This is a genomic window from Arcobacter iocasae, assembly GCF_042214795.1.
GTDB lineage: Bacteria > Campylobacterota > Campylobacteria > Campylobacterales > Arcobacteraceae > Arcobacter > Arcobacter iocasae.
The window spans coordinates 2,495,632-2,511,296 of record NZ_CP090177.1 but is presented as its reverse complement, the minus strand read 5'-3'; the positions used below and the strand labels follow the sequence as shown (position 1 = coordinate 2,511,296).

Genomic DNA, 15,665 nt, shown 5'->3' with positions numbered 1-15,665 from the left:
GCTTAAATATTTAACTATTTTGTACTTTTTATATAACTAAGACATTTATTTTATCTACAAAAAGACATTATTAACTGATACAATGACTTACTCAAAGGAAATAAGATGAAAGTACTACTTACTGGTTCTACTGGATATATAGGAAGAAGGCTAAAGCAAAAACTTCTACAAGATGAAAATATTATTTTAAGATTATTAGTTAGAAATAAAAAATCAATAACTCCTAATTTAGAAAGAAGCGTAGAAATATGTGAAGGTAATAGTTTTGATGTTGAAAGTTTAAAAAAAGCCTTAAAAGATGTAGAAGTAGCTTTTTATTTGATTCACTCTTTGAATAGAAAAGATTACAAAAATCTTGATAAAACTTCTGCACAAAATTTCTTAGATGCTGCTATTTTTTGTGGTGTCAAGAAGATTATTTATTTAGGAGGACTTGGTGTTAAAAATAGTGACACAAGTCAACATCTTCTAAGTAGATTAGAAACAGGAGAAATATTAAGCTCAAGTGATAAGATTCAAACTATATGGATAAGAGCTGGAGTAATTATTGGTTCGGGAAGTGCAAGTTTTGAGATAATAAGAAACCTAACTGAAAAGCTTCCAATTATGACTACGCCAAAATGGGTAAATACAAAAACACAACCAATAGCTGTATTTGATGTATTAAATTATCTTTACTCATCAATATATTTAGAAGAAAAAGGGAATATAACTATTGATGTAGGAGCTGAACAACTAACTTACAAAGATATGATGTTACAAACAGCTACTGCTTTGGGACTAAAAAGGTACATTATTCCTTTGCCTTTTTTATCAATCACTTTATCTTCATATTGGTTAAATCTCTTTACTCCTGTATCTTATGGAGTTGCAAAGGCATTGATTGAAGGACTAAAATCAGAAGCAACTATACAAAACAATAATGCAATAAAATATTTTCCAAATATAAAACCAATCTCTTATATTAATTCAGTTAAAAAAGCTGTTGATGAGATAAGAAATAATCAAGTAGTAAGTAGATGGAGTGATAGATTTGGTAGGGTTTGGGATAAAGACTATACAGAAGAAGTTGCCCATGCAATATATGTAGATAGAAGAGTCGAAGATATTTCAAATCTTTCCCATGAAAAGGTTTACAAATCTTTTATCTCTATTGGAGGTGAATTTGGTTGGTTTGATTATGATTTTTTATGGAAAACAAGAGGAGTTATTGACAAAATGATTGGAGGAGTTGGATTAAAAAGAGGAAGAAGAGACCAATTAAATTTAAGAATAGGTGATAGTTTAGACTTTTGGAAAGTAATTGATGTACAAGAGAATAAAAGACTTCTACTCTTAGCCCAAATGAAACTACCAGGTAATGCTTGGTTAGAGTTTAAAATAGATGATAATAAACTCATTCAATCAGCATACTTTTACCCTAAAGGTTTGTTAGGAAGATTGTATTGGTATATCTTAGTTCCTGTTCACTATTTTGTTTTTACAAATATGATAAAAAGTATTATAAAAAAAAGTAAAACTCTTAGTTAATCAAGTCTTCTGGTTTACCAAAATAGTAACCTTGAGAGTAATCAACTCCTATTTCATTTAAAAGATTAAATATTGTCTCATTTTCTACATACTCTGCAATTGTTAGAATCTTTTGTTTTTTAGCAAAAGAGACAATTGTTTCAATGATATTTCTACTAAAAGAGTCTTTTTCAATATTTTTTACTAAAGAGCCATCTATTTTTAAAATATCTGGTTCAAAATCAAGCAATCTTTCAAAATTGGAATATCCTGCTCCAAAATCATCAATTGCAATCATTACACCTCTTTTTTTAACTTTTCTAATAAAAAGTTTAATACTTCTAAAATCTTTTACATTCTCATCTTCAAGAAGTTCAAAAACAATTCTGTTATTATCTTTTTTGTATTTATCAAGTAGTGTAAAAATCTCTTTTCTTGTTTGCTCTTTTTCTATATCTAAAGCAGATAAATTTATAGAAAGTTTTGTATTTACGAAGTCCAACATTTTAAATGAATTTTCTAAAACTCTTGAAGTAATCTTATTATAATAATTACCTTTTTTAGAAATATTTAAAAACTCAAAAGGAGAGATAACTTCTCCTTTTTCATTAATAAGCCTAACTAAAGATTCATATTTTTCGATTTCTTTTGTTTTATTATTGATTATTGGTTGAAAATAAGAGACGATTTTATAATTATCAAGGGCAATTTTAACCATCTTAATAACTTCAAAATTCTTTTTAGCTTCTTGATTTGTTTTTATTGAAGAATCATTTGAATAATTGATAACTTTATTTTTAGATATAGCCTCTTCAAGACCTGCTCTTGCATCTTCATAAAGACTATATTTTCCACAAGAATAACTGATAATTATATTTAAATCATACTCTATACCATCTATTTCCAAAATAGATTCAGTTACATTTTTTACAAATATCTCGAGATAATCATGTATTTTCATATTTAACTTTTCAAAAGCAAAATAATCAGTTAAAAGAGCATATCTCCCATCACCTAAAGCATATACATCTTCAAAAACATAATTATCAGGTAAATAAGCTAATAAATTTGAAGCAAAAGTTTTTTCTATTTGATCTACTTTTAATATATTGTAAAACTTGTCTAATATATCAAATTCTTCAATTTGCACTAGTATTAGAAGTGATAAGTTATTTAGTTCTATTTTATTTAATAAATGTTTTTTATCATCTAAAACTACATTTACACTATCTCTAAAAGCTATAAACTCTATAATATTTCCATCTAAATCTAAAAGAGGCATTATGGTTGATTTTACATAATATACTTTTCCTGATTTTGAAACATTTTTTAAAATACCATGCCACTCTTTTTTTTCATTTTTTATTGTGCGCCACATCTCTTTATATAATATAGGTGGATTATCTTTGTGTTTTAAAATACTATGCGTATTTCCAACTAATTCTTCTTTTGTATAACCTGTAATTCTACAAAAATTATCACTTACATATGTGATTTTACCTTCAATATCTGTCTTTGAAATTATGTTACTACTATCTATTATCTTTACATATTGATTTAAATAGTTTACATTATTATCAACTTGATATTTACTACATTTGTAATCACATACTTTTTCAATGGTTGCAGAGAATTGTTCTTTTATTATTGGCTTAAAAATATAACCATCTACTGATAATTTTAAACACTCTTGTAATAACGGTACATTATCACCTCCTGAAAAGGCAATAATAGAAAGCATAGGATTTGTCTTCTTCATTTTTTTAACTAACTCTATACAACTTTGTTCTGAAGAATCAATATCTATAAAAAGAATATCGAAATATTTTTCTTTGAGTTTTTCTTCTACATCATGTCCGTTAGTTGATATAGTAATAGAAGCAAAGTATTTTTCTAATAACTTTGATATTTTAGAAATAAAATCCTTATTGGTATGTATAAATAGTACTTTTATATTTTTCTGATAATAAGATTCCTCAATTATTTTTGAAAACACCAATAACCTCTTTTATTCATATATAAATTATTTAATATAGATACTCAGAATGGTAACTACTTTGAGTTACCATTCTGACATAAATAATCTTAAAATAACTAAATTAATTAATACTTACCTAAGACTAATTCTTTACTTGCCAAAACTTTACCATCTGAATTTAAGATTGAGATATCAACAGTATAAGTATTTCCCTTACCACCAGAACAAGGAGCTAAATAAGCACCTTCTTGTTTCCCAAATCTAGTACCCGTATGTGCATTTACTACAGAAAAACCTTCATCTAATTCAAAAGTTTCTCCTATTTGAGGTGGAATTTCTACATTTGTAACATCCTCTTCTATATCAAAAGATAAAATACCATGTCCTCCATTATCCATTTTAGTAAAAGTCTTATCATTAAACTTTAAAATAACTTTTTTAGCACCATCTGGAAGATTTTCAATATACAAACCTGGTGTACTTCCAGCTTCTACATTATAATTTGAACATACTTCATCTAGAGGAATTACTTTACCATCCCATTTCTTATCAGTAAAAGAAACTTCTATATCACTTGCAAGTAATGAAGAGGAAAATAAAAGCGATGAAAGTGCACTATATATTAAAACAAAAACTTTTTTCATGGGTAACTCCTTAAGAAATTAATTAATGATTATATCATATATTTTTTTTCAGCATAGCTGTTGTAGTATTGTTTTTCAAAAAGATAAAAAGGTAAATAATGAATTATACTATTACAGAAGGTTCATTTGGGCAAAGACCAAATGTAGCTTTACCAAATCCTAAGATATTAGAAGTTTTAAGTGAAGATGGCATGAGGGAAATGATTGCTAAACATTATGAATTTTTAGTACAAACAGAAATAAAAGGACTCTTTCCTCCTACAAAAGAAGGACTTGATGCAGCCAAAAAACATGCAGCTGATTTTTTTATACAAATTTGTGGAGGACCTAGATATTTTGACCACTCAAGAGGAGCTCCAAGAATGGTAGCAAGACACTCTCCTTTTAAAATTGACTCAAATGCAAGAATAATTTGGCTTGAAAACTTTGCAAAAGCAATTGAAGAGACAAATTTAGATGAAGAGTTAAAAAAATCATTTTGGGAATATATAGATATTTTTTCTATTTGGATGGTAAATTCTAGTGATTCACCTCACTCTATGTTTAAGATGTAAATTTGTACTTTAGCTATTTTCCAATAGCTAAAGCACATAATAGTTTTATTTTTTTGTAGTATTAATCCCTGGATTTTCAGGTGTACCTATATAATCACTTACTTGGTTATTCTCATATTTAAAAAAAGAATAGACAGCACCTAGAACAATAAGCCCTACTATTATAAGTCTTATTGTATTTCTTTTACTTTTTGATTCTTTTCCATTATAGTCATCTATTTTATTTAAACTTGGTTCATTATTTATATTACTTTTCATAATTAATCCTTTTATTGTTTTCAATCATTATACATCAATTTCATTAACAAAAAGTTATAATCTCAACTTATAATAAAGAGACCATCATTTGATTAACTGTAATTGCTATTTCTTTGATGTCTTTATTATCCTTTGTTAGAAAGATATCAAGATTTTCTCTTACTTTATAAAACGACTCACTTTCATTATTTATAAAGTTAGTAAAAGCTACAGCTGGTTCTTCATTTACCCTTTGAAAATTTAATATCTTTTTAGTGTAATCAACAACAATAAACTCTATAAATTGTAAAACTTGATTTCTCAGAACCATATCATTTTTAGAAGTTATTTCTACTTTATTAAGTGAGAAAATAATATCTAAGATATTAAACTCATGAATAAGTGAATAAAACAATATAATTACATCTTTAAATGAGTGATTTGTACTCTCTTTTATAACTATTGCAGGAATTGCAAATCTAAGATAATCAATCACAGAAAAGAAAAGATTAAACTCATCATCTTTGTCAATTAAGTTTTCTACTTTTTGATTATGCACTTCTTTTAACAAAGTAAATAATTCAACTTTGTGATCTAAAATATGAGTGGCATCTAACTGATTCTTTTTAAGATATTTAACCATCCATTTAGTACTTGCATATAAAATGTACTCTAATTTATTTATTAATCTATATTGTTCATCAACATTCATAATGTAATCTTGTTGATAGATTTTTTCTCGTATTTCTTTAGCTCCAAATAGTTGTTTTGCTACCAAATATGATTTAATTTTTAATAAATATCTTTCATTTCCTAATTTTTCATAATCGCTAACAAAAGTACTTCCTTGGGCATTTACAATTATATCAGCCATCATAGTTGCAATAATTTCTCTTTTTAGTGGATGATTTATTATCTCATGTTCATAGGCTCCAACAAATGATTTTGGGAAATATCTATATAAGAACTGCAAGGCAAATTGGTCATCTACTAAAGTTGATTCAAGTAATACTTTTTTCAGAAATATTTTTGAATAAGATAAAAGTGAACACAATACTGGTCTTACTATTGAGCCATTTATATCTATTATCTCATTGATATTTTCATTTTTGGGAATATAAAAAGCTGCCCTGTTAAAAGCTGGTATATTATTATCTAATACTTCAATTACTTTTAAAAAGTCATTTAAATATTTTCTTGAAAACCTTTCATCAATAGATATAGCTAAGGCTTGATTATAATTACTATCTAAAACCAATTTTACAACTTGCTCTGTCATTGAGTTTAGAGTTGCTTGAGAATCTTCTTTACAAATATTTTCTTTACTACTAATCATATTTAGTAAGATTTTTAAATTTACTTCATGATCTGAAGTATCAACACCTGCAGCATTATCTATACCATCTATATTGATTCTTCCTCCACCTAAAGCATACTCTATTCTTGCTTTTTGTGTAAAACCTAGATTTCCACCTTCACAAACAATTTTTGCTTTTAGATTATTTGCATCAACTCTTACTGCTTCATTTTGTTTATCACCTATATCTAGTGAGTTTTCATCGCTTGCTTTTACATAAGTTCCAACTCCTCCATTAAACAATAAATCTACAGGCATAGTAAGAAGCATAATACAAAGCTCTTCGCCACTAACTATTTTTTTAGTAGTTCCTACAAGCTTTTTAATTTCTGGTGTTAATTCTATTTCTTTTTCACTTCGTAAAAATATTCCACCACCTGCTGAAATCAATTTTTTATTATAATTTTTCCAACTTCCATTTTTAGATTCAAAAAGTCTTTTTCTCTCTTTGAAACTTTGAACAGGATCTGGTGTAGGGTCAATAAAAATCTCTTTATGTCCAATAGCTCCATAAAGAATAAATTTATCTGATTCGATTAATCCATTTCCAAAAACATCACCATTCATAGATCCAATTCCCATGACAGTAGTATTATCTTTATAAATATCAATTCCCTCTTCGATAAAGAATCTTTGACTTGATTTAAGTGAGCCACGAGCAGTGATTCCTAACTCTTTATGTCCATAACCATTACTTCCACCACTAGCAAAGGCATCACCTAACCAAAACCCTCTACTAATAGCAATCTCATTTGCGACATCACTCATATCAGCAGTTCCTTTATCAGCAGCAACTACAAAATAAGCATCATCACCATCATAACAAACAAGATTTTTATCTTTTACAACTTTTCCATCAACTAAATTGTCTACCAAATCAAGATTAGCATTGATAAACATTGTATATACTTCTTTGAAGTATTCTTTTGTAACTTCACTTGTCTCTTTTTTTATGACAAATCCACCCTTGGCACCATCAGGAATAATTATAGAGTTCTTACCCTCTTGGGTAATCATAAGTGATTTTATCTCTTGTCTATAATCATCATGTCTATCACTCCATCTAAGACCACCTCTTGAGATGTGAGTCATTCTTAAGTGGATACCAAAAAAAGATTCATGATAAATAAAATTCTCTAAATTTGGTTGTAGTCCTTTAAGATTTTCTCCAAATTCTGCTGTGTTTATTTTAAAAGCAATTGTTTGTTTATCTAAAAAATAACTTGTTCTTAAAAGTGAGTCTAAAAATGATAATGTTAGTTTTAAAATCTTATCATCTATTATTTGTGGAATTTGTTTGATTTTGTCTTCTATTTTTTCTTTTAACTCTTTAAGTTTTGTATCTCTTTTTTTTATACTTGGGTCAAATTTCATATAGAAATAATCCACAAAAAGCTTAGTAATATCATGATGTGTAATATATATATTTAAAATCGTCACAGAATTTATAGTAAGAACTGCTTGGTCAATATACTCAATCATTGCTCTTACAAGGTTTATTTTTCTTTCATCAAAGTTTTCATTATAAACTAGTGAAAAAACTCTTGAATGTTGCATACATTCATCACTTACAACTTTTGTAATAATATTTTCTAAATTATTTTTTGCATTTAATATTTTTTCTATGTCATCGTCTTTTTGTAACTTTAGATTAAACCTTGAAACAAAAATTTGGTCTTTTCCATTTTGGACATTGTAAGTAACTTCATCAATAATCAAAAAACCAATATCATGTAATATTGGAGTAACTAAAGATAAATATAACTGATGAGTAGAAAATATCTTTATATCAATAGAGTCCTTTTCTTTTATTATGTTTGTAACAATTTTATCAGTTAGAACTTGGTTGAACAACTCATCGGAAATCTCTAAATCTTCGGGTCTCAATAATTGAGAGCATACTGCATTCATATCTGAAGAGGTCATATAAATCCTTTCGTTTTTCTTTATACAATACTACATGCAAAAGATTAAAGGGAAGTTAAAACTAAGTACTAATAAGAAATTTTTGGGCGCTAACTAAGCTTATAATATCTTCTGCTTTTAATTCAATATCTAAGCCTCTTTTACCACCACTTACAAAGATTGTCTTATAATTAAATGCACTTTCATCAACAAGAGTTTTTAGTCTTTTTTTCTGACCTAATGGTGAAATTCCCCCAAGTAAGTATCCTGTGACTTTTTGAGCTTCATCTTTATTTGCCATTTGTGCTTTTTTTACTTTAAAAGCATTTGCCACATCTTTCAAACTTAGTTGTTTAGATACAGGTATTACACAAACAACTAACTCTTTTGGTGTTAATTCCACCAATAAAGTTTTAAATACCCTATTCTTATCAAGATTTAATTTACTAACTGCTTCTTCTCCAAAGTCTGTACAAGCTGAGTCGTGGTCATATTTATGTATTTTAAAATCACATTTGTTTTTTTTAAGTAATCTAATTGCTGGTGTCATCTAAAATAAATTCCTTTTTTATCATCTCTTTTCCATTTATTATAATAGAAATATGGTGTTTGCCTAAATAGTGTTTTCGAGTAGTCATATTTTTAAAACTCTGTTTTTTTATAAACTTTTTATTTTTTGATTTTATCTCATTTTGGCTTATCATAAAAACTTTTTTATTATGTGTCATATTTGATTTCAAATAATACAATCCATATTCAATCCTTACATTACCAAGTTCTTCATCTGAAACAAGTTCAAAAGAGAAGTTTAAATAATCATCGACTTTTACAATTTCATCACAACTGAAATTTGAAATATCTACATGATGTGATTTTCCAAAAGAAAACAATTCCAATACTTCTTTATCACCCTTTTTAAGTAAAGTTCGAGAGGCATGCTTACATATCCAATCAAGCTCTTTTGAAACTCCAAGATTGTTTTTAACAAACTCAATGACAAGCTCTGGATTATCTTTTGAAATATCATTAAGATTATTTGCTACAGATTTTTGTACATATTTAGAAGGGTCATTTTTAAGAAGTTCAATTATCTCAAAGACATTTGAGGGATTTGATTTAAATCTAGGAAGTGCCACAGCCCAAGGAAGTCTAGGTCTACACCCTTCACTTGCAAGTCTTTTAATATGCTCATTTGAACTTTTAGCCCAAAGTTTCATTTGCTGCATAGTTCTATCTTCATACTTCAATATAAATGCCCTAATAGCAAACTCAGAACTAGAATCAAGAGTAAAGACTTCCAAAGCTTCCATAGAATCTTCAAAATCATTCAGTCCATAAACTTCCACAAAGTCTTGAAAAAACATGGCTTCAAAGCCACTAAAATCTTTTGATGTAGGTTTTAGTATCTCAAGTTGCTTTTTATAAGGCAAAGGTAAATAAGTATTAAGTGTAATCGCAATATGTCGCATTCGCATCTTTAACTCAAGGTTTTCCCAAGTGGAGTTAAATATAGAGTTTATAAAACTATCGCTATCAAACTCTTTATAGTTTTCTTTTATCTTAAAAGCTAGATTTTTTATATACTCTTTTGTATATACATTTTTTAGTTGTTCTGCCATTATTGCATCCAAATTTTTTATTTTATCTTATAATAACTTTTTGTAAATTATGATTTTTATTTCAGATTGTTATATTTTATAAGAATAGTTCTTTTATGATTTTAAGTGTGTTTTATATAAAATATTTGTTTAATAAATAATTAACTAAATATTGGTTTAAAATGATAAGATTAAATAATACTCTTAAAATATTTTTGCTCTTTGGCACAATTTTATTTTGTGCAATTTTTATATATAGTTTTACCTCTCCTTATAAAATAGAAAAACATGCCACAGGTTTTATTAAAAAACAAATTCAATATCATACAAATGAAATAATTGATAATTTAGGGGAAAGTTCAAGTGATAATAAATTAATAAAATTTTCTCAAAAATTTTATGAAAAGAATTATGTAAAAATAAATAAATTAAAATTGGCACTAAAAGATAACTTAACTCAGAAAATAGCTTCAACTGTTGTAATAATGCAAGACCTCAATTGTGAATGTAGAAATAAATATTCTAAATTTCTAGTAAGTGTATTTGATATAACTATTTTAAATTTGCAAAAAGCAAATGACAAAATTACTAATTTTATGAAAATGAAATATATGCAAATAGTTCAAAGTATTATAAATGACTTTAGAATATTTTCGGGAAGTAATTTAGTATTCTTTCTTATTGCCTTAATTTTACTTTTTTTTAAATCCAAAGCAAATGCACAAATTACTTTAGTAGCTGGACTACTATTCTTATCAACAATTATTTGTAGTTATTTTTATATTTTTGAGCAAGATTGGTTTTATAACATTATTTACCAAGATTTTTTTGGATATTTTTACTTAATGTATATGGGAATAGTTTTTTTATTTTTGTGTGATATTATATTTAATAAAGCTCGAATTACGACGGAAATTATTAATTTTATAGCTAACATTATAGGTTCTGGTTTTCAAGCACTTTCATGTTAAAAAACATCATCTAAAAGAATTGCATAAATACCTAAATATTCGCTTTCTCTTACTTTTTGTCAATACTAAAGTAAGAAAGCGAAGAGGTTTACCTCTTCAAGAGAGTATTATTTCTTATACCCCTCATAAAGTTCAATAATCTCCTCTTTACTCAATTCCCTTTGTAATTTATCACTTTGTTTTTTCACTAAAAGTCCAAACTCTTTAGCTTCCTCTTTATCCAAATTATCTCCAAAAAACTCACTTATGATAAAAGCAACTCCTCCTTTTCCTGATTGAGAATTCACTCTAATAACATCTTCATATCCCCTTTTTATATCTTTTGGGTCTATTGGTAAATACGGTATATTCCACTCTTGGCAAGAGTTTTCTCTATAAAAGTCAATTCCTTTTTTGATAGCATCTTGATGTCCACCACTAAAGGCAGTAAAAATCATATCTCCTACATAGGGGTGTCTTGGATTTATATTTAACTTTGTTAAATCTTCATACATCTTTTTTACTTCATCGACAATTGATAAATCAAGTTTAGAATCAATACCTTGTGAATGTAAATTAAAAGCAAAATTTACTAAGTCTAAATTTCCTGCTCGCTCACCATTTCCAAACAGTGTTCCCTCAACTCTATTTGCTCCTGCTAAAACTGCAAGTTCTGCTGAGGCTACTGATGTTCCTCTATCATTGTGAGGGTGAACACTTATTATAAGGGCATTTCTGTTGTTTAAATTATTGCACATCCACTCTATTCTATCTGCGTAAATATTTGCAGTACAAGCTTCTAGGGTATTTGGCAAGTTTATTATCATCTTGTTTTGCACTGTTGGTTTTACTACATCGATTACTTTATTACATATTTTTACTGCAAACTCTAAATCTGTTTGAGAAAAACTTTCTGGGGAATAATCATATGTAACATTACCCTCAAAATCTTTTGTTAGTTCTACTAAGTATTTCATAGACTCAACTGCCATGTTTACTATCTCTTCATCAGTTTTGTTAAACACTACTCTTCTTTGAAATTCATTTGTGGGATTGTATAAATGAAATATTCCATTTTTAACTCCACTCATAGCTTCAACACTTCTTTTTATCCACTCTTTTTTTGCTGGGATTAATACTTGAATAGCAACATCATCAGGTATTAAATTCTCTTCAATTAATTTTCTTGTAAAATTAAAATCAGTATCACTAGCACTTGGATAACTTACTTCTATTTGTTTAAATCCCATCTTTACTAAAGTATTAAAATATTCCAACTTTTGCTTTATATTTAAAGGGTTTACCAAAGCTTGGTTTCCATCTCTTAAATCAACACTTCCGTAAATAGGTGCTTTTGTGATTTGATTATTTGGCCAAGTTCGTACGAAATCTTTGACAATAGGATATTGTCTATATTTTTTAAAAGTCATTTTATTCTCCATGATTTTATATATTTTGCAAATATTTGCGACTAAAATTGATAAGGGGGTTGGTTTGAAAATTATTTTGAGAGTAAGAGGATTGAGAGTAGATTATTTGTTTGAATATGATTATATTGTTTTATACTATTCATAGTTTCTCCTTTTATTTACCTAAGTATATAAAATAAAAAAATTTAAATCTTGTACAAAATTAACATTTACGAAAGTATATTTTTTTGAAACTCTTTAGGGGTTAGTTGAAACACTCGCTTAAAACTTCTATTTAAATGGCTTTGGTCAAAAAAACCACTTTGTAAAGCAACTTCAATGATGGGCAAATTTGAGTTTAAAAGTTCTTTTGCCTTGTGAACTTTTTTATTAAGTATATATGCATGAATGGCTAAGCAAAACTCTTTTTTAAAGACTCTTATTAGATGAACAACTGTTATATTAAACTCTTTTGATATATCTTCTAAAATAATATCTTCCAAAAAGTTTTTATCAAGATAATTTTTTATTTTCATAGATAAAGAGTTTTTTTCTACTTCTTCTATATTTTCTTTTAAAGAAAAAGTACTTAAACAAAACTCAATAAATAACTCTTCTTTTTCTAATAAAGGAATATCCTCAGCCAATAATATTTTACATAGATTTATAAAGCTATTTTTATCATCTTGTAAGAAATTGTAATCAAAAGATATACCTAAATTCAAACTTTCTAAATAGTTTTTATCTATATATAGGACATATCCATCTTTGACACTTTTGCTATTTAGTATTGCGTTGTGGATTATATTTGAGTTGATTATGGCTATTTCATTGGGGTTTAATATTTTAGAAAAGTCATTAAAATTTATATTTAATGAGCCCTCTTTAAGTGCGGTAATTGTAAGTTCTTCATGCAAATGCATTTTTTCACATTGGCTTATATCTTTTATATATCTTAATTCTAAAAAATCTAACTTTTTATTTTTGAAGATTTTTGTATTCATTAACTCACAATTATTTTTACAATATTAGCAACAAGCATAAAAATAAGTACAAATACAAGTACTTTTTTTATAAACTCTTCTCCACCTTTTATTGCATAATGACTTCCCACATAAGATCCTGCAATATTTGCTAATCCTAAGACAATAGCAACTCCCCATAAAACTTTTCCTGCAAAAATAAAAGCAATAGCAGAACCTACATTTGTAGCGAAGTTTAAAGGTTTAGTTGAAGCTGTTGCAACTAAGTAATCAAGATGTAAAAATTTTTTCATAGAAATAGTCATATAAGTTCCTGTTCCAGGACCTAATAAGCCATCATAAAATCCAATAGGAGCAGTTGCTAATATTATATTTTTAGTACTTACTTCTGTTTTTTCTTCTACTATTTTTTTACTTTTTTTAAATAAAAATACCAAAGCAACAGGAATAGCTAAAATAATAGCCCATTTTATAAATTCATCTGGTACATACATAACTAATATACTTCCAATATAAGAAGCCACCAAACAAGGAATAATAGCAATACTTACAACTTTCCAAGATATCTTTTTACTTATTGCATATTTAATTGTTGCCATTAAAACACCAACTAAACCAGCCATTTTATTTGAAGCTAAAACATGAATAGGAGATAAACCACTTAGAAGCAATACAGGAACTTGAACCATTCCACCACCACCTGCAATTGAGTCAATATACCCAGCCAAAAATCCAGCAATAACAAAACCTATTACCCAATAAAGGGTAATATCAGCAAAAAGTTCCATAGAGAATCCTAATAAAAATATGGTCTAGAAAAAGATAGCATAAAGCTATCTTTTATATTAAGCGAATGCAGGTTCTAAGAAAGGAATAATTTGTTTTTTTCTTGATAAACAACCATCAAGCCATACTTTTCCATTTTCAAGTTTTACATCAAATGCTTTTTCAAAAATTGAAGGATCTTCTGAAGATATTAAAACTTCAGAACCTTCTTTCATAATATCAGTTAATAATAAACAAGCTGTATGTAAGCCATTTTCAACTCTTAATTTATCTAAATCAGCTTCTAATTCATCTTTTACACTATCAAAGATAGCTAAATCAATTACTTCAAGTTGACCAATACCAACTTTTGTTCCATGCATATCAAAAGGTTTATAATCTCTTAAAATCAAATCTCGTACAGGTACACCTTCAACTGCTGATTTTACTTTGAACATCTCCATTCCTAAAGCTCCAAAATCTTCAACACCAGCTATTTCTGCTAATTCTTTTACAGCTTTAATATCAACTGGTGTACATGTTGGTGATTTGAAAATAACAGTATCAGATAAAATTGCACACATCATTATTCCAGCGATATTTTTTGGAATCTCAACTTTATGAAAGTCATACATCTCTTTTACGATTGTATTTGTACATCCAACAGGTCTAATCCAACACTCTAAAGGAGTTGAAGTAGTAATATCACCTAATTTGTGATGATCAACTATACCGACAACTGTTGCTTTATCCAAGTCAGCTGGAGCTTGTCCTCTATCTGAATAATCAGTAATAAAAAGTTCACATCCTGCAAACTCAGTTTTAAGCTCAGGCGCTTCAAATCCAAATCTATCTAAGATAAATTGAGTTTCAGGAGAAACAGGTCCTTGTCGTGCAGGAATCGCTTCTCTCCCTATTTTATTTAATAAGTATCCTAAAGAAAGTGCTGAACAAATAGAATCTGAATCAGGAGTTGTGTGTCCACATGTATAAATTGCCATAAAAAATTTCCTATATTAAGTTTTCGTGATTTTATCTAAAGTTATGTTATTTTACTTTTAAATAAAAAACAACTTTTATTTATTAATTTGGGGATTAATTTAATTCTTTATAATAAAAGAGATTATGAAAAACCTTTTAATTAAGTTATTAAAATATTATTATTAAAGCTTATCAACAAAAATAAAGAATATTTCTCGCATAATGAAGGTTAATTTAGATTAAGGAGATATTATGTTAAAAAAAGAAATTTCAGATGCATTAGTGTTACAATTAAACAAAGAGTTCCAATCATCATATATTTATTTAGGTATGTCAGCGTATGCTTCAAAGATTGGATTAAATGGTTCATCAAGTTGGTTTTTAGTGCAATATCAAGAAGAAGTTGCACATGCAATGAAACTATTTAAATATCTTGAAAATCAAGAAGTACATGTTACTTTACCTAAAATTGAAGAAGCAAATGTAGATTTTAAATCAATTCTCGACACATTTAAAAGTGCATTGGCTCATGAGATTAAAATGAGTGCAAATTTAAATGAATTAAGTGATTTAACTATGAAAAATAAAGATCATGCCACATACAATATGCTTCAATGGTATGTAACAGAACAAGTTGAAGAAGAAGCTACACTAAATACAATCATTGATAAAATCAAACTTGTAGGAGATAATGGTTATGGCCTTTATGCTATTGACCAAGAGTTAGGTGCAAGAACTTTTATTGACCCAACAACAAAAGCCTAATCAAAATATTTAAAAGCCCTATTTTATTTG

At 27.4% G+C, this 15,665-nt stretch carries 14 protein-coding genes; 4 read left to right on the top strand and 10 right to left on the bottom strand.

The genetic code is table 11. The annotated features are described in order from the left end of the window. Positions 1 to 105 precede the first annotated feature (105 nt). Positions 106 to 1,530 (top strand): SDR family oxidoreductase, encoded by a 1,425-nt coding sequence (locus LXN10_RS12585; protein WP_375723341.1) that lies wholly within the window; start codon positions 106 to 108, stop codon positions 1,528 to 1,530. Here LXN10_RS12585 and LXN10_RS12580 read toward each other — a convergent pair. Further along, a complete protein-coding gene (locus LXN10_RS12580; protein ID WP_375723340.1) occupies positions 1,523 to 3,505 on the bottom strand; it encodes an EAL domain-containing protein in 1,983 nt (660 codons plus the stop codon). The two genes, LXN10_RS12585 and LXN10_RS12580, sit on opposite strands and share 8 nt — an antisense overlap. Before the next feature lie 107 nt (positions 3,506 to 3,612). Beyond that, positions 3,613 to 4,131 carry a hypothetical protein gene (locus LXN10_RS12575; RefSeq protein WP_375723339.1) on the bottom strand — a complete coding sequence of 173 codons (519 nt, stop codon included), beginning with the start codon at positions 4,129 to 4,131 and terminating at the stop codon, positions 3,613 to 3,615. 98 nt (positions 4,132 to 4,229) lie between these two features. On the opposite strand from LXN10_RS12575, the gene LXN10_RS12570 reads away from it, so the two are divergent. Further along, the gene (locus LXN10_RS12570; protein ID WP_375723338.1) at positions 4,230 to 4,685 is read left to right on the top strand and encodes a globin; all 456 of its coding nucleotides are present in this window, start codon (positions 4,230 to 4,232) and stop codon (positions 4,683 to 4,685) included. Positions 4,686 to 4,730: 45 nt separating this feature from the next. Here the strand turns inward: LXN10_RS12570 and LXN10_RS12565 are convergent, their stop codons facing one another. The 4 genes from LXN10_RS12565 to LXN10_RS12550 form a co-directional block, all read right to left on the bottom strand. Beyond that, the gene (locus LXN10_RS12565) at positions 4,731 to 4,943 is read right to left on the bottom strand and encodes a hypothetical protein (RefSeq protein WP_375723337.1); all 213 of its coding nucleotides are present in this window, start codon (positions 4,941 to 4,943) and stop codon (positions 4,731 to 4,733) included. Positions 4,944 to 5,010: 67 nt separating this feature from the next. Continuing rightward, a complete protein-coding gene (locus LXN10_RS12560; protein ID WP_375723336.1) occupies positions 5,011 to 8,205 on the bottom strand; it encodes an NAD-glutamate dehydrogenase domain-containing protein in 3,195 nt (1,064 codons plus the stop codon). Positions 8,206 to 8,266: 61 nt separating this feature from the next. Next, a complete protein-coding gene (ybaK, locus tag LXN10_RS12555) occupies positions 8,267 to 8,734 on the bottom strand; it encodes a Cys-tRNA(Pro) deacylase (RefSeq protein WP_375723335.1) in 468 nt (155 codons plus the stop codon). Next, positions 8,718 to 9,803: a DNA alkylation repair protein gene (locus tag LXN10_RS12550; protein ID WP_375723334.1), complete on the bottom strand. Its 1,086-nt coding sequence runs from the start codon at positions 9,801 to 9,803 to the stop codon at positions 8,718 to 8,720. Before LXN10_RS12550 ends, ybaK begins: the two co-directional genes overlap by 17 nt. A 161-nt stretch (positions 9,804 to 9,964) precedes the next feature. On the opposite strand from LXN10_RS12550, the gene LXN10_RS12545 reads away from it, so the two are divergent. Beyond that, on the top strand, positions 9,965 to 10,753 hold the full coding sequence (locus tag LXN10_RS12545; protein ID WP_375723333.1) for a hypothetical protein: 789 nt from the start codon (positions 9,965 to 9,967) through the stop codon (positions 10,751 to 10,753). Between the two features lie 107 nt (positions 10,754 to 10,860). Here the strand turns inward: LXN10_RS12545 and LXN10_RS12540 are convergent, their stop codons facing one another. From LXN10_RS12540 to LXN10_RS12525, 4 genes are all read right to left on the bottom strand, one after another. Then, the gene (locus LXN10_RS12540) at positions 10,861 to 12,162 is read right to left on the bottom strand and encodes a 2-isopropylmalate synthase (RefSeq protein WP_375723332.1); all 1,302 of its coding nucleotides are present in this window, start codon (positions 12,160 to 12,162) and stop codon (positions 10,861 to 10,863) included. 209 nt (positions 12,163 to 12,371) lie between these two features. Then, on the bottom strand, positions 12,372 to 13,145 hold the full coding sequence (locus tag LXN10_RS12535) for a helix-turn-helix domain-containing protein (protein WP_375723331.1): 774 nt from the start codon (positions 13,143 to 13,145) through the stop codon (positions 12,372 to 12,374). After that, positions 13,145 to 13,912, bottom strand: a complete 768-nt coding sequence (locus LXN10_RS12530) for a sulfite exporter TauE/SafE family protein (RefSeq protein WP_375723330.1) — start codon at positions 13,910 to 13,912, stop codon at positions 13,145 to 13,147. Before LXN10_RS12530 ends, LXN10_RS12535 begins: the two co-directional genes overlap by 1 nt. Before the next feature lie 57 nt (positions 13,913 to 13,969). Continuing rightward, a complete protein-coding gene (locus tag LXN10_RS12525) occupies positions 13,970 to 14,890 on the bottom strand; it encodes a manganese-dependent inorganic pyrophosphatase (protein WP_375723329.1) in 921 nt (306 codons plus the stop codon). Positions 14,891 to 15,122: 232 nt separating this feature from the next. On the opposite strand from LXN10_RS12525, the gene LXN10_RS12520 reads away from it, so the two are divergent. After that, the gene (locus LXN10_RS12520; protein WP_375723328.1) at positions 15,123 to 15,635 is read left to right on the top strand and encodes a ferritin; all 513 of its coding nucleotides are present in this window, start codon (positions 15,123 to 15,125) and stop codon (positions 15,633 to 15,635) included. Positions 15,636 to 15,665: the final 30 nt, after the last annotated feature.

What these genes read in the sequence shown, in the direction of transcription:
- LXN10_RS12585 (WP_375723341.1), top strand. Translation starts at nt 106, where the DNA reads ATGAAAGTACTACTTACTGGTTCTACTGGATATATAGGAAGAAGGCTA.
- LXN10_RS12575 (WP_375723339.1), bottom strand. Translation starts at nt 4,131, where the DNA reads ATGAAAAAAGTTTTTGTTTTAATATATAGTGCACTTTCATCGCTTTTA.
- LXN10_RS12570 (WP_375723338.1), top strand. Translation starts at nt 4,230, where the DNA reads ATGAATTATACTATTACAGAAGGTTCATTTGGGCAAAGACCAAATGTA.
- LXN10_RS12565 (WP_375723337.1), bottom strand. Translation starts at nt 4,943, where the DNA reads ATGAAAAGTAATATAAATAATGAACCAAGTTTAAATAAAATAGATGAC.
- LXN10_RS12560 (WP_375723336.1), bottom strand. Translation starts at nt 8,205, where the DNA reads ATGACCTCTTCAGATATGAATGCAGTATGCTCTCAATTATTGAGACCC.
- ybaK (WP_375723335.1), bottom strand. Translation starts at nt 8,734, where the DNA reads ATGACACCAGCAATTAGATTACTTAAAAAAAACAAATGTGATTTTAAA.
- LXN10_RS12550 (WP_375723334.1), bottom strand. Translation starts at nt 9,803, where the DNA reads ATGGCAGAACAACTAAAAAATGTATATACAAAAGAGTATATAAAAAAT.
- LXN10_RS12545 (WP_375723333.1), top strand. Translation starts at nt 9,965, where the DNA reads ATGATAAGATTAAATAATACTCTTAAAATATTTTTGCTCTTTGGCACA.
- LXN10_RS12540 (WP_375723332.1), bottom strand. Translation starts at nt 12,162, where the DNA reads ATGACTTTTAAAAAATATAGACAATATCCTATTGTCAAAGATTTCGTA.
- LXN10_RS12535 (WP_375723331.1), bottom strand. Translation starts at nt 13,145, where the DNA reads ATGAATACAAAAATCTTCAAAAATAAAAAGTTAGATTTTTTAGAATTA.
- LXN10_RS12530 (WP_375723330.1), bottom strand. Translation starts at nt 13,912, where the DNA reads ATGGAACTTTTTGCTGATATTACCCTTTATTGGGTAATAGGTTTTGTT.
- LXN10_RS12525 (WP_375723329.1), bottom strand. Translation starts at nt 14,890, where the DNA reads ATGGCAATTTATACATGTGGACACACAACTCCTGATTCAGATTCTATT.
- LXN10_RS12520 (WP_375723328.1), top strand. Translation starts at nt 15,123, where the DNA reads ATGTTAAAAAAAGAAATTTCAGATGCATTAGTGTTACAATTAAACAAA.